Source organism: Klebsiella sp. MISC125 (assembly GCF_051131775.1).
Classification (GTDB): domain Bacteria; phylum Pseudomonadota; class Gammaproteobacteria; order Enterobacterales; family Enterobacteriaceae; genus Klebsiella.
On sequence record NZ_CP180448.1, the window covers coordinates 5,439,153 to 5,460,319 of the forward strand.

A 21,167-nucleotide genomic window follows, 5' to 3' on the forward strand; every position below is an offset into this window, starting at 1 on the left:
AAGAACACTAAGTCATTTGCCTGAAAAAGTCCAGCCATTATAGCCATTACCAGGTATAGAATGAGAATATCGCATCAGTTTGTTAATATAATTACATTAACGCAACTGAATATTTTAATAAAACTTACGGTCTATTTAATTTAAACAAAACATTAAGGAATGGGTTTATATTTATTTAAATTATATTAATAAAATTAAAATAATAAATAAAACAGTCCTCGCTCAATGAGTTTATTCATTTCATTACTTATTGGGCGATTATTTTCCGATAAAAATGATGTTGAAGTAAAAATTTCCCTTAATCGTAACTACTAACGATAACCTTTCGAGTTAAATCTCCTGGAACATTAACTGTTTTGGTGACTACACCACGTGAAATAGAAGAAACATATTTCGCATCAACAGGATACAAGTCATGACCGCATAACTGTCGCAGTTGCCCGGCAACAATATCAGTATGACAGGTAAGTGATACAACTTGCCCAGTGATGGTGAGTGTTGCGGTATCAGCAGCAAAAGTTGCTGAACTCACTCCATGAGCTAAAGTCAAAATCCCAATCAGCGCCATTTTCATTGGTTTTGTAGCTCGTAACAGGATAGTAATAGAAAGATAGAAGTAAAGTGATGATAAAACCAGACGTTATAAGGAATATAGTCGTGCTGTAGTGCCAGATAAAACATTCATGCCACCAACTGGCTTGAAGATTCCTCATACCATAAAAACGCAAAAAGCCCATCCGTCAGGATGGGCTCTTCACTTAATTAATGCCTGGCAGTTCCCTACTCTCACATGGGGAGACCCCACACTACCATCGGCGCTACGGCGTTTCACTTCTGAGTTCGGCATGGGGTCAGGTGGGACCACCGCGCTGTCGCCGCCAGGCAAATTCTGTTTATCTGTATCAAGCTGAAATTCTCTCAATTCCGCCAAAACATCTTCGGCGTTGTAAGGTTAAGCCTCACGGTTCATTAGTACCGGTTAGCTCAACGTATCGCTACGCTTACACACCCGGCCTATCAACGTCGTCGTCTTCAACGTTCCTTCAGGACTCTCAAGGAGTCAGGGAGAACTCATCTCGGGGCAAGTTTCGTGCTTAGATGCTTTCAGCACTTATCTCTTCCGCATTTAGCTACCGGGCAATGCCATTGGCATGACAACCCGAACACCAGTGATGCGTCCACTCCGGTCCTCTCGTACTAGGAGCAGCCCCCTCAATTCTCCAGCGCCCACGGCAGATAGGGACCGAACTGTCTCACGACGTTCTAAACCCAGCTCGCGTACCACTTTAAATGGCGAACAGCCATACCCTTGGGACCTACTTCAGCCCCAGGATGTGATGAGCCGACATCGAGGTGCCAAACACCGCCGTCGATATGAACTCTTGGGCGGTATCAGCCTGTTATCCCCGGAGTACCTTTTATCCGTTGAGCGATGGCCCTTCCATTCAGAACCACCGGATCACTATGACCTGCTTTCGCACCTGCTCGCGCCGTCACGCTCGCAGTCAAGCTAGCTTATGCCATTGCACTAACCTCCTGATGTCCGACCAGGATTAGCTAACCTTCGTGCTCCTCCGTTACTCTTTAGGAGGAGACCGCCCCAGTCAAACTACCCACCAGACACTGTCCGCAACCCGGATTACGGGTCCACGTTAGAACACCAGCCATTAAAGGGTGGTATTTCAAGGATGGCTCCATGCAGACTGGCGTCCACACTTCAAAGCCTCCCACCTATCCTACACATCAAGGACCAGTGTTCAGTGTCAAGCTATAGTAAAGGTTCACGGGGTCTTTCCGTCTTGCCGCGGGTACACTGCATCTTCACAGCGAGTTCAATTTCACTGAGTCTCGGGTGGAGACAGCCTGGCCATCATTACGCCATTCGTGCAGGTCGGAACTTACCCGACAAGGAATTTCGCTACCTTAGGACCGTTATAGTTACGGCCGCCGTTTACCGGGGCTTCGATCAAGAGCTTCTCCGCGAGGATAACCCCATCAATTAACCTTCCGGCACCGGGCAGGCGTCACACCGTATACGTCCACTTTCGTGTTTGCACAGTGCTGTGTTTTTAATAAACAGTTGCAGCCAGCTGGTATCTTCGACTGATTTCAGCTCCATGAGCAAGTCACTTCACCTACCATCAGCGTGCCTTCTCCCGAAGTTACGGCACCATTTTGCCTAGTTCCTTCACCCGAGTTCTCTCAAGCGCCTTGGTATTCTCTACCTGACCACCTGTGTCGGTTTGGGGTACGATTTGATGTTACCTGATGCTTAGAGGCTTTTCCTGGAAGCAGGGCATTTGTTACTTCAGCACCGTAGTGCCTCGTCATCACACCTCAGCGTTGAATAACGTTCCGGATTTACCTGGAACATCCGCCTACATGCTTAAACCGGGACAACCGTCGCCCGGCTAACATAGCCTTCTCCGTCCCCCCTTCGCAGTAACACCGAGTACAGGAATATTAACCTGTTTCCCATCGACTACGCCTTTCGGCCTCGCCTTAGGGGTCGACTCACCCTGCCCCGATTAACGTTGGACAGGAACCCTTGGTCTTCCGGCGAGCGGGCTTTTCACCCGCTTTATCGTTACTTATGTCAGCATTCGCACTTCTGATACCTCCAGCAACCCTCACAGGCCACCTTCAACGGCTTACAGAACGCTCCCCTACCCAACAACGCATAAGCGTCGCTGCCGCAGCTTCGGTGCATGGTTTAGCCCCGTTACATCTTCCGCGCAGGCCGACTCGACCAGTGAGCTATTACGCTTTCTTTAAATGATGGCTGCTTCTAAGCCAACATCCTGGCTGTCTGTGCCTTCCCACATCGTTTCCCACTTAACCATGACTTTGGGACCTTAGCTGGCGGTCTGGGTTGTTTCCCTCTTCACGACGGACGTTAGCACCCGCCGTGTGTCTCCCGTGATAACATTCTTCGGTATTCGTAGTTTGCATCGGGTTGGTAAGTCGGGATGACCCCCTAGCCGAAACAGTGCTCTACCCCCGAAGATGAGTTCACGAGGCGCTACCTAAATAGCTTTCGGGGAGAACCAGCTATCTCCCGGTTTGATTGGCCTTTCACCCCCAGCCACAAGTCATCCGCTAATTTTTCAACATTAGTCGGTTCGGTCCTCCAGTTAGTGTTACCCAACCTTCAACCTGCCCATGGCTAGATCACCGGGTTTCGGGTCTATACCCTGCAACTTAACGCCCAGTTAAGACTCGGTTTCCCTGCGGCTCCCCTATACGGTTAACCTTGCTACAGAATATAAGTCGCTGACCCATTATACAAAAGGTACGCAGTCACCCAACAAGTGGGCTCCTACTGCTTGTACGTACACGGTTTCAGGTTCTGTTTCACTCCCCTCGCCGGGGTTCTTTTCGCCTTTCCCTCACGGTACTGGTTCACTATCGGTCAGTCAGGAGTATTTAGCCTTGGAGGATGGTCCCCCATATTCAGACAGGATACCACGTGTCCCGCCCTACTCTTCGAGTTCACAGCCTGTGCGTTTTTGTGTACGGGAGTATCACCCTGTACCCTGCGACTTTCCAGACGCTTCCACTAACACACAAACTGATTCAGACTCTGGGCTCCTCCCCGTTCGCTCGCCGCTACTGGGGGAATCTCGGTTGATTTCTTTTCCTCGGGGTACTTAGATGTTTCAGTTCCCCCGGTTCGCTTCGTTAAGCTATGTATTCACTTAACGATAGTGTGACGGATCACACTGGGTTTCCCCATTCGGAAATCGTCGGTTATAACGGTTCATATCACCTTACCGACGCTTATCGCAGATTAGCACGTCCTTCATCGCCTCTGACTGCCAGGGCATCCACCGTGTACGCTTAGTCGCTTAACCTCACAACCCGAAGATGTTTCGTAAAACACTTCGTGCTGCAAAAATTTGAGAGACTCGAACACACCGTCATGCTGTTCTTATTACGGAGAACAGACGCAGCGTGTCGTTTCAATTTTCAGCTTGATCCAGATTTTTAAAGAGCAAATATCTCAAACGTAACTCACTGAGTTAGTTTTGAGATATCGGTGGGTTGTGTCTTTCACTCACAGCCAGCAAGTGGCGTCCCCTAGGGGATTCGAACCCCTGTTGCCGCCGTGAAAGGGCGGAGTCCTAACCGCTAGACGAAGGGGACACGAGGTGTCGCGACTTCGCAGCCGTCTTGCTTCTTTACATTCATCAGACAATCTGTGTGAGCACTACAAAGGCAGGTTCTTTAAGGTAAGGAGGTGATCCAACCGCAGGTTCCCCTACGGTTACCTTGTTACGACTTCACCCCAGTCATGAATCACAAAGTGGTAAGCGCCCTCCCGAAGGTTAAGCTACCTACTTCTTTTGCAACCCACTCCCATGGTGTGACGGGCGGTGTGTACAAGGCCCGGGAACGTATTCACCGTGGCATTCTGATCCACGATTACTAGCGATTCCGACTTCACGGAGTCGAGTTGCAGACTCCGATCCGGACTACGACATACTTTATGAGGTCCGCTTGCTCTCGCGAGGTCGCTTCTCTTTGTATATGCCATTGTAGCACGTGTGTAGCCCTACTCGTAAGGGCCATGATGACTTGACGTCATCCCCACCTTCCTCCAGTTTATCACTGGCAGTCTCCTTTGAGTTCCCGGCCGAACCGCTGGCAACAAAGGATAAGGGTTGCGCTCGTTGCGGGACTTAACCCAACATTTCACAACACGAGCTGACGACAGCCATGCAGCACCTGTCTCAGAGTTCCCGAAGGCACCAATCCATCTCTGGAAAGTTCTCTGGATGTCAAGAGTAGGTAAGGTTCTTCGCGTTGCATCGAATTAAACCACATGCTCCACCGCTTGTGCGGGCCCCCGTCAATTCATTTGAGTTTTAACCTTGCGGCCGTACTCCCCAGGCGGTCGACTTAACGCGTTAGCTCCGGAAGCCACTCCTCAAGGGAACAACCTCCAAGTCGACATCGTTTACAGCGTGGACTACCAGGGTATCTAATCCTGTTTGCTCCCCACGCTTTCGCACCTGAGCGTCAGTCTTTGTCCAGGGGGCCGCCTTCGCCACCGGTATTCCTCCAGATCTCTACGCATTTCACCGCTACACCTGGAATTCTACCCCCCTCTACAAGACTCTAGCCTGCCAGTTTCGAATGCAGTTCCCAGGTTGAGCCCGGGGATTTCACATCCGACTTGACAGACCGCCTGCGTGCGCTTTACGCCCAGTAATTCCGATTAACGCTTGCACCCTCCGTATTACCGCGGCTGCTGGCACGGAGTTAGCCGGTGCTTCTTCTGCGAGTAACGTCAATGAATGCGGTTATTAACCACATCCCCTTCCTCCTCGCTGAAAGTACTTTACAACCCGAAGGCCTTCTTCATACACGCGGCATGGCTGCATCAGGCTTGCGCCCATTGTGCAATATTCCCCACTGCTGCCTCCCGTAGGAGTCTGGACCGTGTCTCAGTTCCAGTGTGGCTGGTCATCCTCTCAGACCAGCTAGGGATCGTCGCCTTGGTGAGCCGTTACCTCACCAACAAGCTAATCCCATCTGGGCACATCTGATGGCATGAGGCCCGAAGGTCCCCCACTTTGGTCTTGCGACGTTATGCGGTATTAGCTACCGTTTCCAGTAGTTATCCCCCTCCATCAGGCAGTTTCCCAGACATTACTCACCCGTCCGCCGCTCGTCACCCGAGAGCAAGCTCTCTGTGCTACCGCTCGACTTGCATGTGTTAGGCCTGCCGCCAGCGTTCAATCTGAGCCATGATCAAACTCTTCAATTTAAGTTTGATGCTCGTGAATTAAACTTCGTAATGAATTACGTATGTTCACTCAGAGACTTGGTATTCATTTTTCGTCTTGCGACGTTAAGAATCCATGTCACTTTGAGTGCCCACACAGATTGTCTGATAAATTGTTAAAGAGCAGTGCAACGCGGCTTTCGCTCACCGTTGCGAGGTGGCGTATATTACGCTTTCCTCTTTCAGAGTCAACCTCTTATTTTCAGGTTTTTCTCTTCAACCAACCCGGCTGTTTGTGTGAAGTGATTCACATCCGCCGTGTCAGTGGGAGCGCATTATAGGGAGCTCCCCGGATATAGCAACCCTTAAAATACAAAAAACTTATCAAGCGTTCATAATTTGAACTTTCAGAGTGAAGCCATATCGATAAAAGCAAAGAAAACCCAGGCTCCATGCGGTCTGGAGAGATTCATCGTCAAACATGAATTTTCGCGAAAATTAACGCTAATCTCGCCCCCCCCCTCCAGACCTCCCTTTTCTTTTCTTATGTAGCTACCTCAAGTGATGAATTAAGCAACACCCTTGACCCATGACAAGGCAGCGCGAGGTCGCGGCTTTCTATAATCAGGCCCGTTTCTTCTTATTGGTGTGAACCTATGGCTTATCAACTCAACATTAACTGGCCCGAGTTTTTAGAAAAGTACTGGCAAAAGCAGCCGGTAGTATTAAAGAAGGCTTTCACAGACTTCATCGATCCGATTACGCCAGATGAGCTGGCAGGGTTGGCCATGGAGCCGGAAGTCGATAGCCGACTGGTGAGCCTGACGAACGGGCAATGGCAGGCCAGCAACGGTCCATTTGAACATTTTGATGGTCTCGGCGAAACGGGCTGGTCATTGCTGGCGCAGGCCGTAAATCACTGGCACATGCCTGCTGCTGAACTGGTTCGTCCTTTCCGCGTGCTGCCGGATTGGCGCTTAGACGATCTTATGATCTCTTTTTCCGTACCGGGCGGCGGCGTTGGCCCGCATATCGACCAGTACGATGTCTTTATTATTCAGGGTATGGGTAGCCGGCGCTGGCGCGTGGGCGACAAACTGCCGATGCGTCAGTTCTGTCCGCATCCCGCGCTGCTGCATGTTGATCCGTTCGCACCGATTATTGATGAGGATCTGGAGCCTGGCGATATTCTGTATATTCCACCGGGATTCCCGCACGACGGTATTACCCATGAAACGGCGCTGAACTACTCCGTCGGCTTCCGTGGCCCTAATGGCCGCGATCTGATCAGCAGCTTTGCCGATTATGCGCTAGAGAACGATCTTGGCGGCGAGCACTACAGCGATCCTGATTTAACCTGCCGTGAGCATCCGGGCCGGGTAGAAGAGTATGAGCTCGAACGTCTGCGCGACATGATGATCGAGATGATTAGCCAGCCGGAGGACTTCAGGCAGTGGTTTGGGCGCTTTGCCACCACACCGCGTCACGAACTGGATATTGCGCCTGCTGAACCGCCTTTTGAAGAAGAAGAGATTGTCGATGCGTTAATGGGCGGTGAAATGCTCACTCGCCTGAGCGGCCTGCGCGTATTGCACATCGGCGAGAGCTTCTTTGTGAATAGTGAGCAACTGGAGCCTACAGAACCCAATGCCCTGGATGCGCTTTGCCGCTATACCCTTTTGGGCAAAGATGAACTGGGTGAAGCTGCGCTGAAAAATCCTGCCTTCACTGCCGACCTGACCCGTTTGATTAACCAGGGCTACTGGTTCTTCGACGAATAGCATTTCAACATCAGTTCATATATATACCCTAAATAATTCGGGTTGCGGGAAGGCGGCAAGTAAGTGAATCCCCGGGAGCTTACTTAAGTAAATGACTGGGGTGAGCGAACGTAGCCAACGCACATGCAACTTGAAGTATGACGGGTATAGAAGGCGCGAATAAAGCGCCTTCTTCTTTTATATCGCTATAGCATCATTTTCCAAGCAAAGTCTCGTACTGAGCCTGGAACTGCGGCGCGTTCCATGAACCATCAAACAGGGTGTATGTGATATATCCTTTATTCAACCAGCCCGAGTCATTATCCCCTTCTGCTGGTTTCATCGCTTCCGGGTTCATCGTCTGTTTTGCCGTTCCGTCCGCCAGCAGTTCATAGCCAATCTGCGGCGCAGGGTATTGTTCATTCTCAATATAATGAACACCTTTGATTTCAGCCGACGGCAGCGGCGGATAGTTGATACTCAACCCCGATCCCTGCGGCAAAATTGGACTACCCGGTTTATGGGCGGCATTAAGTTTATCCACCAGCGTAACGACATAATCCACCGAGTCAGGCCAATATTTATGAGTACTCGGCCACTTGTTTTTCATCTCTTCTTCTGTGAAACGATAGCCGATGCTGGCGGCAATCGCCGGGAAACCGTAGCGCAAGGCGCGAACCGCCGCGCTCACAGTACCGGAGTTAACCTGTGCCATGCCGGTATTAGGGCCATCATTGACGCCCGAAATCACCAGATCCGGCGGCGCGTCTTTCAGCACGCCCCACAGGCCAAAATCCAGCGCATCAGCGGGTGTTCCGGGGAAGCAGTAGCGCTTGTCAGCAGTTTTTTTAACGTCAAAAACTTTCCCCGTCTTAAAGGTGATTGCCGAACCGATACCGCTCTGGTTGGTTGCCGGGGCCACCATCCAGACGTCATACCCTTTTGCCGCCAATTTTTCCTGCAACGAAGTGGTGCCAACAGACTGACAACCATCGTCATTAACCAGCAGTATTTTCAGCGGTTTTTCAGCAGCCTGAACTGAGGCGGCGGATAGCGCCAGAATGGCGGCAGTCAGGATTTTCGTTCTCATATTCATTCCTTATTGGGTAGCAGAGATATTTCTTAGGCGCAAAAAAAAACCTAAGCCCCCTGCCGCAAGCCAAATTGGCGTACAGGGGGCTTAGGTTTTGCCTGTGGTCAGTAACAATCCCAAAGTGAAGGAAAAATAACGCCTGATGAGTGAAGAGTCCAGCGTATGACGCTGTATTTTGTGACAGACTTCAAGCACTGAATGTTATTTCAATAAAAAACCACCAATTAATCCGAAATTTAATCATGAGAAACTTCTCAATCACAAAATCAACTCCATGAAGATGATCACATTTATTGACATCAATAATCACAAGGGATGTTTTTTAGAATATTTGGTGATACCGTAGTCGATGTTGGATTGTTACTGTTAAAGAACAGGCGAAACCTACGTCAGAAAGTTCGAGCACGCATGATGTTATTTATGCTTCGCATCGGATATCTGAGGTAGGTTTTTTTTTGCTTATAAAAAGACCATGCAAATGGAGAATAATATGAAGAAGTGGCTAATCGCATTAATGATGACGGCAGGAGCGGCAACCTGTTCCGCCGCTGAGGTCAAAAATGATGACGGAGTAAATATCTATTTTGCCCGCCATGGCAAAACGCTGCTGAATACTTTCGATCGCGTTCAGGGTTGGGTAGATTCACCGCTTACCGAAGACGGTATCCGCGTCGCACGCTATCTTGGCGAAGGGTTAAAAGACATTCCATTTGATAGCTTCTATTCCAGCGATGCCGGACGCCAGCGTGAGACCATGCAGGTAATCCTTAAGCAAGCCGGAGTGAGCAATTACCAACTTACTGAACTAAGCGGCCTGCGCGAAGCGTTCTTCGGCGGTTTCGAAGGTGGCTATAACAAAGATATGGCCGACGCAGGGGCAAAACAGTTGGGTCTTAAAGATGGCGCCGCGCTTTTCAGCCAAATGAAGGCCGGCACTCTATCTGTTGATACCAACCAGAATGCACTAGCGGCTGCCGACCCTAAAGGGATGGCGGAAGATTATCAGCAGGTCAAAACGCGTACTCAGGCAGCCCTGCATACAATCGTTGAAAACGCGCAGGCCCGCGGTGATAAAAACGTGCTGGCGATTTCATCCGGCACTGCAATGCAGATAATGATTTCAGATTTAACGGACGATAGCGCGAAAAACAAACCACTCGCCAATGCTGCAGTGGTTAAAATTGTTTATAAAAACGGGAAATATACCGTTCCTGAAATCGGCACCATGAAATATGTCGAAGCCGGAAAACAATCTCTCGATAAAAAATAAAACCAGCATTTAGTTATTCATTACTGCAGGCTGCAGGCGAAATTGTCTCGCCCGGATCGCTGCGTCCCTACCCTGGGGTTTATTATGAAAATCAATACAATTACAGTCGCCATTATGATGCTGGCTATTCCCACCAGCGTCTGGTCCTCCACGACCAAAAACAGCATTCAAGAACGCGATATGGTTAATACCGTGCTCGACGACCCGTTATTTAGCCAGTCGCACATGTCCTTATCTTTTAAAAACTACTGGAAATATCTCAAGGAAGAAGAAACCGAGCCGAAAAAGGTCCATAACGCCTGGGGTCAGGGCGTCGCAGTGGATTACCAGTCAGGTTATTTTGCCGATATTATCGGTTTTGATGCCACCTACTACGGGGCGATGAAACTCGGTGCCAGCGATTACTTTAACTCCCGTGGCGTACTCTACAATGACGGCAGCGGTAATAAAAAAAGCAACGCCGAAGGTTTTTCAAAAATTGGCCAACGCAACGTCAAGCTGCAATACCGCCTGGAAGACGTCAACCTGAATGCCCGTTGGGGCTGGCAGACGATGAAAAACTACGGCGTCATCTCCAACTCCACCCGCCTCTCACCGACGACCTATTTAGGCTGGACCGGCGCGGTGAACTATGGTCCGTTTACGCTACGTGGTGCGTACATCGAAAGCTCGATGGATCGCAACTCACCGGATAAGAAACGCTTTCAGACCAATAGCGGACAATATATTAACCACATCGCCAGCGGCGATATTCTGTGGCAAAGCGAGCTCTTGAACATGCAGTACGCCTATGGTGAAAGCGATAACTATCTGCGCCGCCATATCCTGTTCACTAATCTTAAGCCGATGAAAGCACTGAATATTGGTACCCAGGTGTACGCCACCCATGCGCTGGATGAGTACAAAAACATGCCGGCCAATAAGCGTGATTTTGACGACGACGCCTGGCATATCGCTATGGACGTTAAGTGGCAGGCCGACAACTGGAGCACCAAATGGGGCCTGGGCTATACCGATGCCAATAAGGCTAATGAAGTGGGATTCTATCCACGTCACATGAGCAAAAACTCGCGCGGCACCTTTACCTCAATGGCCTATGCAGGTAATGACTATATGCGCGACGGCGAACTGGTGCTCTCCAATATGTCGGATTACAACCTGACGCCAGAACTGGCTATCGGCCTGGCCGGTAACATTGCCCAGTTTAACTACCGTGGCAACCATGTTCGTACTGGCGAAATCAACGCCTTTAGCCGCTGGGTGCCAACGCATCCGAGGTTGAAAAACCTCACCGTCTGGGCGATGTTCGGACCGGGCTGGTCTTATAAAATGAATGGCAAAACCCCGGTGCTGACCGACGGTCATTACAGCCGGGCCAACTCGCTCTCCTCGGAAGTGATTATCGAATATAAGTTTAATCTGTTCTGATATGCTCGCCCCGCCGCCATTGGCGGGGCAAACCTTCACAAATTACTTCTTCACATCATTGAGTTCATCGTTATAGCTTTCCCGCGTCACGCATACGCAGAGAATGGTAATCAGCGCCATACAGGCAAGGAACAGCGAGATAGGCCACGACTCGCCGCCGGACCACACCAGCAGCAAAGTGCCAATCATCGGCGTTAAGCCGCCAACAATATTCGCCAACTGGAAGCCTAACGACACGCCGGTATAGCGCACGCTGGTGTCAAATAGCTCCGAAAAGAAAGCGGGTTGAACGCTGAACATCATCCCCAGCCCAATGGAATAACAGAAGGTGGTGGCGAACATAAACATTTTCACCGAGCCAGAATCGATCATCCAGAACAGTGGGAAGGCAAAGATCAGCGTGATGGCAGCCCCTGCAAGATACACCGGGCGACGGCCAATTTTATCGGATAGCCAGCCAAAGAATGGGAAGGTAAAGATACCAACGAAGCTAGCTAACAGTAGGCCATTTAGCGCCGTTTCACGGGTGAAGTTCAGCTCTCTGGTGACGTACGACATGAAGAACGCCACCGTCAGCCAGCCCAGCACAATCTCCCCCATGCGCATGCCCATCGCCAGGAACACCGCTTTGCGATGGTGCTTCAGCACGGCAAGAATCGGAAACTGTTGTTCCGCCGCTTTCGGCGCGTTCTGCTGCTGTTTCTGATTTTCCTGGAATACCGGCGTCTCTTCAATGCGCGAACGGATAAACATGCCGACAAACAGCAACGCGATACTTAGCAGGAAAGGCACGCGCCAGCCCCAGGACATCAGGTCATCTTCCGGCAGCATCACCACCAGCGCGAAAACGGCAGTCGCAATAAACAATCCAAGCACGTTACCTAACTGGACAAAAGTGCCAAAAAAGCCACGACGATTGCGTGGCGCATATTCGGTGATAAGCGTGGTCGCCCCGCCCCACTCGCCGCCGATGGCGAATCCCTGACAGAGACGTAGAAAAATCAAGATCAGCGGCGCGGCGTTGCCGATGGTGTCATAGCTGGGAATTAAACCAATGCAGAACGTCGAAATTCCCATAATCATCAGCGATAGCACCAGCGATTTTTTACGGCCAATTTTATCGCCGTAGTGGCCAAAAACGATGGCCCCGATGGGTCGGCTCACAAAGGTGATCGACAGCGTCAGGAAGGATACCAGCAGCGCCATCAGCGGTGAGAGATTGGGGAAAAAGAGCGACGGGAACACCAGCGCGGCGGCGGTACCGTAAATAAAAAAGTCATAGAACTCGATGGTTGTGCCGGATAAACCCGAGCCTAGCACGGTGATCAGCTTTCTTCGTTCATGCTTTTGTAGCGATGTTTGTTCGTCTTTTGCAGGGGCAATGGCTGGCGAGGTAAGCATAGTCATCATTAAATCCTCTGTCCTGAATCATTATTGTTAAATCGGGCGGCGCCTGGCTAACAGCAGTGGCGAAGGGAAAATCGCCAGCAAGCTAACTCGAATTAGCTAATTATAACAAGATACAGAGATTCACAACGTGAATGCTAAAAGAGTGTGACCCGGATCGGTTAAATTTTAACACTCATGCAAATCACCGATGCCGGTAAGGCGATCTAAAAAAAGACATAACTCATTAAAAATAAATAAAATATCCGTTAATTAGTGATCAAGGATAATCAATCCACTTCTCTTCACCCTTTTTTCCCCACCTTCTCAACGCTTTTACAGGCATTTATCCCCCACACTCAGAACAAATTAAATAAAAATTTAAATATCAATAACTTAACAAAACAATATTGATTGCCATCACAAAATCCCGGTAAAGGGTTTGTCCCTGTCTTTTTTTACCCTAATTTGCTAATTCGAGTTAGCTAATGAAATCAGCAACCAAAGAAGCGGCTGATACGGCACGAAACCATGCGCAGCACGATGAACGATAACTAAGCTACCTATCCCCTACAGGAGAAATTCACATGTTGAATTTAACGTTACCCGCGGAAGCCGAGTTTATTACCCCGAAATCAGGCGAAGTTTTGATGGTCACCAATGCGGATCTCCGCGAACCGGCTAACGTCACCTGCTGGCCCACGCAAAAATTATTTGAACAGCGTCTGGAAGCGGTGCTGGAAACATTAGGCTACCGCCTGCGCCGCGCCCATCCGGTCAATGAGAGCCGCGGTCACGGGTTTATCAGCAGCCAGAAGGAAGGTAGCGATCTGTTCGCCCAAATCGATCCGGATGCGCCGGTTATCATCCTGCTGACCGCCTGGCAATACTCTCACCATCTTGCCCCTTCGCTGGTGCATCATCGCGGCCCCATTTTGCTGCTCGCCAATTTCGATGGCACCTGGCCGGGCCTGGTCGGCATGCTCTGCATGGCCGGATGCCTCACCAGCCTTGAGCGTAACTACTCGCGGCTATGGTCCGAAACCTTTGCCGATGACGCGTTTATTCGTGGCTTAGAGACCTGGCTGCGCGATGGCCATCTCAGCCATAAGCTCGGCTATCTGCACCCGGTCGCCCCCAGCGCGCCGCTGCTGGCCAGCGAAGCCGGGCAGATTGGTGTCAAAGTTGGGCAGTCGATCCTCAAACATAAAGCCATTGTCGGCCTGTTCGACACCTTCTGTATGGGGATGATCAACGGCGTGTTCCCGCAAAAAGCAATGATCGACGTGGGGATGCCGGTGGAGTCGCTGTCGCAATCGGCGCTGCTGGTTGAGATGAATAAAGTACCGGCCGCCCTGCGCGAAGCCTGCCTCGACTGGTACGAAACCCGCGGAATGCAGTTCAAATTCGGCCCTGACAGCGCGCAGGATCTCACCCGGGAGCAGGTGCTGGAACAGTGCGCAATGATGATCGCTATGGCGCGTTTCGTGAAGCGATTCGGGCTGACGGCGGTTGGCGTACAGTATCAACAGGGGCTCAAAGACAGCTGTGCTGCCTCTGATTTTGCAGAGGGCGCTATCGGCAACGCCGAACGCTTCCCGATCCCGGATGAGCACGGCGAGATTATCTGCCCGGATGCGCCAATCCCCTGCATCAACGAGGTGGATATGGGCAGCGCCATCCCGCAGGTAATGCTGGCGAAGCTGCTCGGCGCGCTGGGTATGGAGAGCGAAACCACCCTCCACGATATCCGCTGGGGTAGCAAATACAACGGCACATTTTATTGGGATCTGGAGATCTCCGGCGCGGTCCCGTTCGCCCATCTGAAAGGCGGGATCGCCGGAGCCACCGGCTATCGCCAGCCGCCAATGTTCTTCCCCTACGGCGGTTCAACTATCGCCGGACAGGGCAAAGCCGGACGCTTTATCTGGGCGCGCGCGCACTATGAAGGCACTCAGGTGATCCTGCACATCGGCACCGGCACCGCCGTCGAACTACCGCATGACGAATTCGAACGCCGCCGCAAGGCGACAAACTACGAGTGGCCGCTACTCAACGCCGTTCTCGACGGGGTTTCGCGCGACGATTTAATGGCGGGACACCAAAGCAACCATCTCAGTCTGGCTTACGTAGAGGAGGAGGTTTTATCCGAAGTGCTGAACGCCTTTATTGCCCAGGCGCTGACGCAAAATATAAAAGTCTTTATCGCAGGCGATGCTCATTTATTAATGAAATAAAAACTGATTCGCTTATGTAATTTTTACGTTGTTAGCGATCCTGGCAAACATCCGCTTAATTCGCCTCTTTATCGCCCATAAAGAGCGGGTCAACGCGCATCTGTCCGGGCGGGCCTTTTGCTTGCCCGGACGAGAGAGGATTATATGTATCAGCAGCAACATATTGAATTTATTATCCAAAAGGCAAAGAAACGACTCGACCTACAGGAAGCCCCCGGCTGTACCAAAGCGGGATGGCTCATGATCACCGCATTACTTATTGAGTCATGGGATATTTATTCCATGGCGTTTATCTTATTCGCCCTGAAAGACATTTATGAACCCAGCAGCTGGCTGCTCGGTTTTACCGCCGCCGGTACTCAGCTCGGCGCGGTTATCGGCGCGCTGCTCGGCGGCTGGCTGACCGACAAACTCGGACGGCGCAAAATTTTCCTCTGGTCGATGATTCTGTTCGCGATTTTCGCCGTTCTTCAGGGCCTGGCGCCCAATATGTACTGGCTGGCGATTATTCGCTGCCTCGCCGGGATCCCAGTGGGCGCGGACGTGGCCAACGGCTTTACCTACATCATGGAAGTCATGCCGAAAGGCAAGCGTGAAGTGATGGCGAACCGCTGGCAGTTTATGTTCGCGCTAGGGATTATCGCCGCTATCCTGCTGGTCACTACTCTGGTCGCGCTTGATGTTCACCCGGATATGATCTGGCGTATCGTGCTAGCGGTTCCGGCCATTCCTGCCTGTCTGCTGCTGTTTATGCGTCGGGAGCTACCGGAAACTCCAGCGTGGTTTGTGGAACGCGGCCGCTTTATCGAAGCTAAAAAAGCCTCCCGCGAATATTACGGCGAACAAGATGGCCGCCTGCTGGACGACATTCTGCCCAACGAAAACGTCGCTATCGCCGACCCGACGCTCAAAGAGACGTTGCACGATCTGTTCCGCCGCCCGTTTACCCGCCGCACAACCCTGTTCGGCTGGTTCTCCTGCGCCGTACAATCATTTGAGAACTATGCCTTCTCGTTCTTCCTGCCGCTGATCCTCGTCACCATCGGTATTTCCGGGCAGATCCAGAACAACCTCGCTCTGCTGGCGGTGAACTGCATCGCCGCGCTCTCGGCGTTCGTTGGCCCACTGCTGCTGCCGACACTCGGCCATAAAGGGCTGAGCAAATACGGCTTCCTGCTGGTGACCATTGGTATCTCGATTTCGGCGTGGGGCGTCTATAGCAGCAGCTTCGCTTTTATCATCTTCGGCGCAGCGCTGATGCTGTGGGGCCACTACTGGGACTCTGAAAGCGGGATGACGGTGATCTCTCTGGTGGCAAAACCGCGCTACCGCGGCGTGGCTTCCGGTATCGGCTACACCATCGTCAAGGTCACCGCCTTCGTCACGACTCTGGTATTCCCGGCCCTGTTTGAGGCAGTCGGCGTGCCAGTCGCCTCAATGATTATCGCTATCGCGCCGTTCTGCGCCTTCCTCGCCTCCATTTTCCTGCTACCGGAAGTCTTTGGTCATGCGGTGGGCGACGAAAACGATCAAGAACATGACGCCAGCCCGGCAATCGCCCTGCAGGGTCATGAATCCCCGGCCTCAACCTCTAAACATTAATCGCCCGGGCCGCAGGTGCGGCCCCCGCTGAACACATAAAGGAAGGAATCAGATGAACAGCACAAAAATGCCCGTGATTGAAAATATCGAACTGATGACCGCCCGCGTCCCGCTGCCGGAAGGTCCGTGGGGGGATCAGATTCACCACGTTACCGATATCGAAGTGGCGATTGTTGATGTCTACGGTTCAAACGGCCACGTCGGTACCGGTTTTAGCCACACTTCCGGCTGGTGCGGAAAAACCATCTCCGCGCTGATTGCTGAGATTATCCCGGACGTGATCGGCCAGCCGCTCTCGCCGCGCGGCCTGTGGCATCGTTCATATAAACATATTCACGACGTCGGCGGCGCGGGCGTCACCACCCATGCTCTGGCGGCGCTGGATATCGCCTACTGGGATCTGTTGGGCAAAACGCTTAACACGCCAATCATCGACATTATTGGCCGCGTGCGCGATCGCGTTCCGCTGTACGGCAGCGGCATCAACTTGCATCTGTCTATCGAAGAAGTGATCGACCAGGTCAAACGCTGGAAAAGCACCGGCTACCTGGCGGCGAAAGTGAAAGTCGGCAAACCGACGCTGGAAGAAGACGTGGAGCGCCTGCGTAAAATTCAGGAAGCGGTGCCGGGATTTCCGCTGGCGGTGGACGCCAACCAGGGCTGGAACTTCCCGCAGGCGCTACGCGCGTTCAAGCTGTTCGAGCCGCTCAACTTGTTATGGATTGAAGAGCCTCTGCCCTCCGACGATATCACCGGCCATCTCAAGCTTCGGGAACGCAGCACTACGCCTATCGCGCTGGGCGAAAACGTCTATAACTTAAACCAGTTCACGCAATACATCGAGAGCGGCTGTGCGGATTACATCCAGGCGGATCTCGGACGCGTCGGCGGGATCACTGGTTATCTGGATATCGCCGCCGTCGCCCGCGCGCACAACCTGCCGATGACGCCGCATTTTGTCATGGAGCTCAGCGCCAGCCTGCTGGCGACGGTACCGAATATCTCTTACGCCGAAATGACCGACGGCGGACGCTGGAAAGATCTGCGCATTATCGCCGAAGCGGGCGAAGAGGTGGACGGCTACTACGTGCCGAGCGAACGACCGGGCCACGGCATCATTCTCGATCGTGACTATCTCGCAACACACAAAATCTAACCACTCAGTGATGGGGAAAGGACAATGGAAGACACGTTATTCTCAGTTAAAGACAAGGTCATCATCGTGACCGGCGGCCTTGGACAGCTGGGGGCGCAGTACGTGAAGACCTTACATGAGCGCGGCGCAAAGGTGGCGGCGCTAGCCACCCGCGTCGATGCCGCACGTATCGATCGCGTGCTGGGGGCGATAAAGGACTCCGACCGCCTGCTGTGCGCGGAAGTGAATATTACCGACAAAGCCAGCATTAACCGGGTTCTTGATAGCATCGAAGCGAAATGGGGCGTGCCGGATGGTCTGGTGAATAATGCAGGTGTTGATACCCAGCCCAGCGCGCCGCCGGAAGTTTCCGGCCCGTTTGAGGAGTTTCCGGAAGAGGTATTCCGCGAGGTGGTGGAAGTGAACCTGGTCGGCACCTTCCTGATGACCCAGCAGGTTGGCAAGCGCATCAAACAGGCCGGCAAAGGCGGCTCGATTATCAACGTCGGATCGATCTACGGCGTGGTCTCCCCGGTGCAGGATATCTATAGCTACAAAAAAGAGGACACCGGCATTCCGTTCGTTAAACCAGTAGCCTATTCGGCGGCAAAGTCCGGGCTGTATAACTTTACCCGCTACTGCGCCACCTACTGGGGCCGCGACGGCATTCGCGTCAACACCCTGACCCTTTCCGGCGTTGAGCGTAGCGACCAGGATCCGCGTTTTCAGAAAAACTACACCAACCGCATTCCGATTGGACGGATGGCAAAACCGCATGAGTACAACGGTGCGGTGGTGTTCCTGCTCTCCGACGCGTCGGTCTATATGACCGGCTCCAACGTCGTCGTGGATGGAGGCTGGACCGCATGGTAAACGATAAATGGCAGGTTTTTCGCGGCATTATCTCCGCCGTGGTGACGCCGATGCATGCCGACGAGTCGGTAAACTATGCGGCGCTGGACACCCTCGCCCGTGCCCAGCTGGCGCGTGGTGTTGAAGGCTTTTACTGCTGCGGCTCCTCCGGGGAGGGGCCGTTACTGCGTTTCGATGAGCGCAGGCAGGTGCTGGCAACGCTGGTCCAGGCGGCGGAGGGCAAAGTGCCGGTAATTTCCCACGTCGGAACACCGCGCACCCGGGATGCCGTTGAGCTGGCCAAAAGCGCCGAGCAGGACGGGGCCAGCGCGGTATCGCTGGTTCCGCCCTACTACTACAAATACAGCCGCGAGGAAATTATCGCCTACTACCGTCGGGTACTGGACGCCATTTCGATTCCGGTGATTTTGTATAATATTCCGCAGTTTACCGGCGTCGAGCTTGACCATCAGACCGCCGAAGCGCTGCTCGGCGACGAGCAGGTACTGGGGGTTAAACATACTTCGCATAACCTCTATTCGCTGGAGCGGATGATCGCCCGCTATCCGGACAAAGTGTTCTTTAACGGTTTCGATGAGATCTTCCTTTCCAGCCTCGCGGCAGGTGCGACGGCCACCGTCGGCACCACGGTCAACCTCCAGCCGGAGCTGTTTCTCGCTCTGCGCAGCGCGTTTAAGCAGGGCGATATCGCCCGGGCGCAGCGCTTACAGCAGCAGATTAACGAAGTCGTGGAAAACCTGGTGGCGCGCGGCGTGTTCCAGTCGGCGAAGTATCTTGCCGGTAAAGAGACCGTCGATACCGGGCCAACCCGCGAGCCGTTTGTGGCGCTGACGGCAGCGCAGAAAGGGGAGCTGGATGAACTCTATCTGCGCTTACGGGGGTATATCGCCGATGCCCGGCAATGACAGGCTATGTACCCAGAGTCGCCTGAACGATAGCGCCGTTTGCCAGCAGGTGGCGCTGTTTTTACAGGAGACCGAAGGCGATGCACAGACCCGGGGGCTCTCGGTTGCGGTGGTGGGGCCGGAGGGCGAGCTTATCGCCTTTGGCGCACACGCTCGCTGTCCGCCGCTGCCGCGCCAGCTCGCACAGCGCAAGGCCTGGACTGCCCTGCGCTTTCGCCGCCCAACGGCAAGGCTTGCGGAAGAAGTCAGCGTTGGTAGCCTACGGCTGGAGGTATTTAATGACCGGCAACTGCTGGCAATGCCGGGCGGTGTGCCAGTGATGCTTGATGGGCTGGCAATAGGCGGCGTCGGGATCAGCGGCCTGCCGCCGGAATTAGACGCCGAGCTGGCAGCACAGTTTGTTCAGCGGCTGATGACATAAAGCATTCCCGGAGGCGGTACTGCGTACCTGTCCGGGCTACGCGGCATATGCCAGCTCCGACGCTCTTTTCCCCCTCTCCCTTCCAGGGAGAGGGGCGGGGTGAGGGTCTTTTACCGCGTCCACTTAACTCCGCTGCTTTTCCACCGACAAAGGGCGGTGAATCAGCGTCATTGGCACCGTGATCTTCACGTCGGCATTCTCGCCCTGCAGCTTCTGCTGCATCAGATGAAACGCGTGCTGGGCCCAGGCGTCCTCGTCCTGACGCATCGACCACACCGCATTCGGCAGGAAACCTAACATCTGATGTTCATCGAAGGTCCCAATCGGGATATCCGACGGAATAAAACCATAAGTTTCCCGCAGCGCGCTTAGCGTCCCCTCCAGAATCGGCAGCGATGAGGCGATAAACGCCTTCGGCGGCTCCCGATGCTGGCGTAGAAAATCGAGCATCAGCTGTTTACCCTCTTCCTGACGGTTATGGCTGGCCGATAAAATCCACTCTTTCCCGGCGGGCAGCTCGCTAAGATAACCCTGCAAACGACGCTGGATCGACGGCTGCTGGGTATCCCCGGCGATAAAAAAAATCGGCGAGACGTCTACCGCCTGAGTCATCGCCTGCACCAGCTTTTTACTGCCGTTATAGTTATCACTCACCACCAGCGATACGTCGCTCTCACCAAAATCACGGTCGAGCAGCACCAGCGGCCGCTTGCGCGCTACCTTCTGATGATGCAGCTGTGTTTCCCGATTAGAAGGCACGACAAATAATCCATCGACATTGCGCGCCAACAGCCCTTCAACCAGGCTGTTTTCATGCTCGCTGTCGCTGTAGGTACAGGCGATCATCAGTTGATACCCTGCCTGGCGGCAGCAGGCTTCCAGCTTTTCCGCCAGCGTGGAGAAAAACAGGTTCGACAGGCGCGGGATCACCAGCCCTAAGGTCTCGGTTTTATTGAGCTTCAGGCTGCGGGCGATGTGGTTAACGACCAGCCCGTTCTCAGCGATATAGTCATTAATACGCTGCTGCGTTTTGGCGCTGATGCGGTACTGCTCAGCTTTACCCCCCAGCACCAGCCGCACGGTAGTAATCGAGATTTCCAGCGCTCTGGCGACTTGCTCAACAGTTTTGGCCATAACATCATTTTCCATAACGAACAGAACTGCTTAATCATAAACTAATTCGAGTTAGCAATACATTAGATGGGCTGTTATTTTGAACAAGGCGTCGACCTGCTGAGGCAATGACATTATCGATATACAGTGGCGCTCGCCTTATCCTCCGGCACTGACTTTGATAAATGTGCCGGAGGGAATGTTTTCCGCGTT

The 21,167-nt window shown here is 52.8% G+C and carries 13 protein-coding genes, 1 tRNA gene and 3 rRNA genes; 9 read left to right on the plus strand and 8 right to left on the minus strand.

Annotated features, from left to right (window positions below; genetic code table 11):
* Positions 1-298: 298 nt before the first annotated feature.
* The 5 genes from ACMYSL_RS25475 to ACMYSL_RS25495 all read right to left on the minus strand — a co-directional run bounded on the left by ACMYSL_RS25475 (position 299) and on the right by ACMYSL_RS25495 (position 5,773).
* Complete coding sequence (locus ACMYSL_RS25475) at positions 299-574, minus strand: DUF2574 family protein (protein WP_182235963.1); 276 nt, start codon at positions 572-574, stop codon at positions 299-301.
* Between the two features lie 193 nt (positions 575-767).
* Positions 768-883: ribosomal RNA gene (gene rrf, locus ACMYSL_RS25480) — 5S ribosomal RNA — on the minus strand.
* Positions 884-948: 65 nt separating this feature from the next.
* Positions 949-3,854: ribosomal RNA gene (locus ACMYSL_RS25485) — 23S ribosomal RNA — on the minus strand.
* A gap of 217 nt (positions 3,855-4,071) precedes the next feature.
* Positions 4,072-4,146, minus strand: a tRNA-Glu gene (locus tag ACMYSL_RS25490).
* Between the two features lie 87 nt (positions 4,147-4,233).
* Positions 4,234-5,773: ribosomal RNA gene (locus ACMYSL_RS25495) — 16S ribosomal RNA — on the minus strand.
* Together the 16S, 23S and 5S rRNA genes with 1 tRNA gene alongside form the textbook arrangement of a ribosomal RNA operon.
* A 614-nt stretch (positions 5,774-6,387) precedes the next feature.
* On the opposite strand from ACMYSL_RS25495, the gene ACMYSL_RS25500 reads away from it, so the two are divergent.
* Positions 6,388-7,512, plus strand: a complete 1,125-nt coding sequence (locus ACMYSL_RS25500) for a cupin domain-containing protein (protein WP_182235961.1) — start codon at positions 6,388-6,390, stop codon at positions 7,510-7,512.
* A 193-nt stretch (positions 7,513-7,705) separates the two neighbouring features.
* Here ACMYSL_RS25500 and surE read toward each other — a convergent pair whose 3' ends face one another.
* Positions 7,706-8,581: a 5'/3'-nucleotidase SurE gene (gene surE, locus ACMYSL_RS25505; RefSeq protein ID WP_434660344.1), complete on the minus strand. Its 876-nt coding sequence runs from the start codon at positions 8,579-8,581 to the stop codon at positions 7,706-7,708.
* A gap of 493 nt (positions 8,582-9,074) precedes the next feature.
* On the opposite strand from surE, the gene ACMYSL_RS25510 reads away from it, so the two are divergent.
* Positions 9,075-9,854, plus strand: a complete 780-nt coding sequence (locus tag ACMYSL_RS25510; RefSeq protein ID WP_434660345.1) for a histidine phosphatase family protein — start codon at positions 9,075-9,077, stop codon at positions 9,852-9,854.
* Between the two features lie 84 nt (positions 9,855-9,938).
* Positions 9,939-11,282 (plus strand): OprD family outer membrane porin, encoded by a 1,344-nt coding sequence (locus ACMYSL_RS25515; RefSeq protein WP_434660347.1) that lies wholly within the window; start codon positions 9,939-9,941, stop codon positions 11,280-11,282.
* Between the two features lie 42 nt (positions 11,283-11,324).
* Here the strand turns inward: ACMYSL_RS25515 and ACMYSL_RS25520 are convergent, their stop codons facing one another.
* Complete coding sequence (locus tag ACMYSL_RS25520) at positions 11,325-12,689, minus strand: MFS transporter (RefSeq protein WP_112216418.1); 1,365 nt, start codon at positions 12,687-12,689, stop codon at positions 11,325-11,327.
* A 566-nt stretch (positions 12,690-13,255) separates the two neighbouring features.
* On the opposite strand from ACMYSL_RS25520, the gene ACMYSL_RS25525 reads away from it, so the two are divergent.
* The 6 genes from ACMYSL_RS25525 (at position 13,256) to ACMYSL_RS25550 (ending at position 19,841) form a co-directional block, all read left to right on the plus strand.
* Positions 13,256-14,905 carry a signal transduction protein gene (locus ACMYSL_RS25525; protein WP_434660349.1) on the plus strand — a complete coding sequence of 550 codons (1,650 nt, stop codon included), beginning with the start codon at positions 13,256-13,258 and terminating at the stop codon, positions 14,903-14,905.
* Between the two features lie 144 nt (positions 14,906-15,049).
* Positions 15,050-16,507, plus strand: coding sequence for an MFS transporter (locus ACMYSL_RS25530; RefSeq protein ID WP_181483811.1), 1,458 nt, complete (start codon positions 15,050-15,052; stop codon positions 16,505-16,507).
* A gap of 52 nt (positions 16,508-16,559) precedes the next feature.
* Positions 16,560-17,663 carry a mandelate racemase/muconate lactonizing enzyme family protein gene (locus tag ACMYSL_RS25535; protein ID WP_134184959.1) on the plus strand — a complete coding sequence of 368 codons (1,104 nt, stop codon included), beginning with the start codon at positions 16,560-16,562 and terminating at the stop codon, positions 17,661-17,663.
* 24 nt (positions 17,664-17,687) lie between these two features.
* Positions 17,688-18,515 (plus strand): SDR family oxidoreductase, encoded by an 828-nt coding sequence (locus ACMYSL_RS25540; RefSeq protein WP_434660352.1) that lies wholly within the window; start codon positions 17,688-17,690, stop codon positions 18,513-18,515.
* Positions 18,509-19,420, plus strand: a complete 912-nt coding sequence (locus ACMYSL_RS25545; protein WP_434660353.1) for a dihydrodipicolinate synthase family protein — start codon at positions 18,509-18,511, stop codon at positions 19,418-19,420. Before ACMYSL_RS25540 ends, ACMYSL_RS25545 begins: the two co-directional genes overlap by 7 nt.
* Positions 19,407-19,841 carry a GlcG/HbpS family heme-binding protein gene (locus ACMYSL_RS25550; protein WP_434664266.1) on the plus strand — a complete coding sequence of 145 codons (435 nt, stop codon included), beginning with the start codon at positions 19,407-19,409 and terminating at the stop codon, positions 19,839-19,841. The genes ACMYSL_RS25545 and ACMYSL_RS25550 overlap by 14 nt, the downstream gene beginning before the upstream one ends.
* A gap of 123 nt (positions 19,842-19,964) precedes the next feature.
* On the opposite strand, the gene ACMYSL_RS25555 is transcribed toward ACMYSL_RS25550, so the two are convergent.
* Positions 19,965-20,975: a LacI family DNA-binding transcriptional regulator gene (locus tag ACMYSL_RS25555; RefSeq protein ID WP_181483815.1), complete on the minus strand. Its 1,011-nt coding sequence runs from the start codon at positions 20,973-20,975 to the stop codon at positions 19,965-19,967.
* Positions 20,976-21,167: the final 192 nt, after the last annotated feature.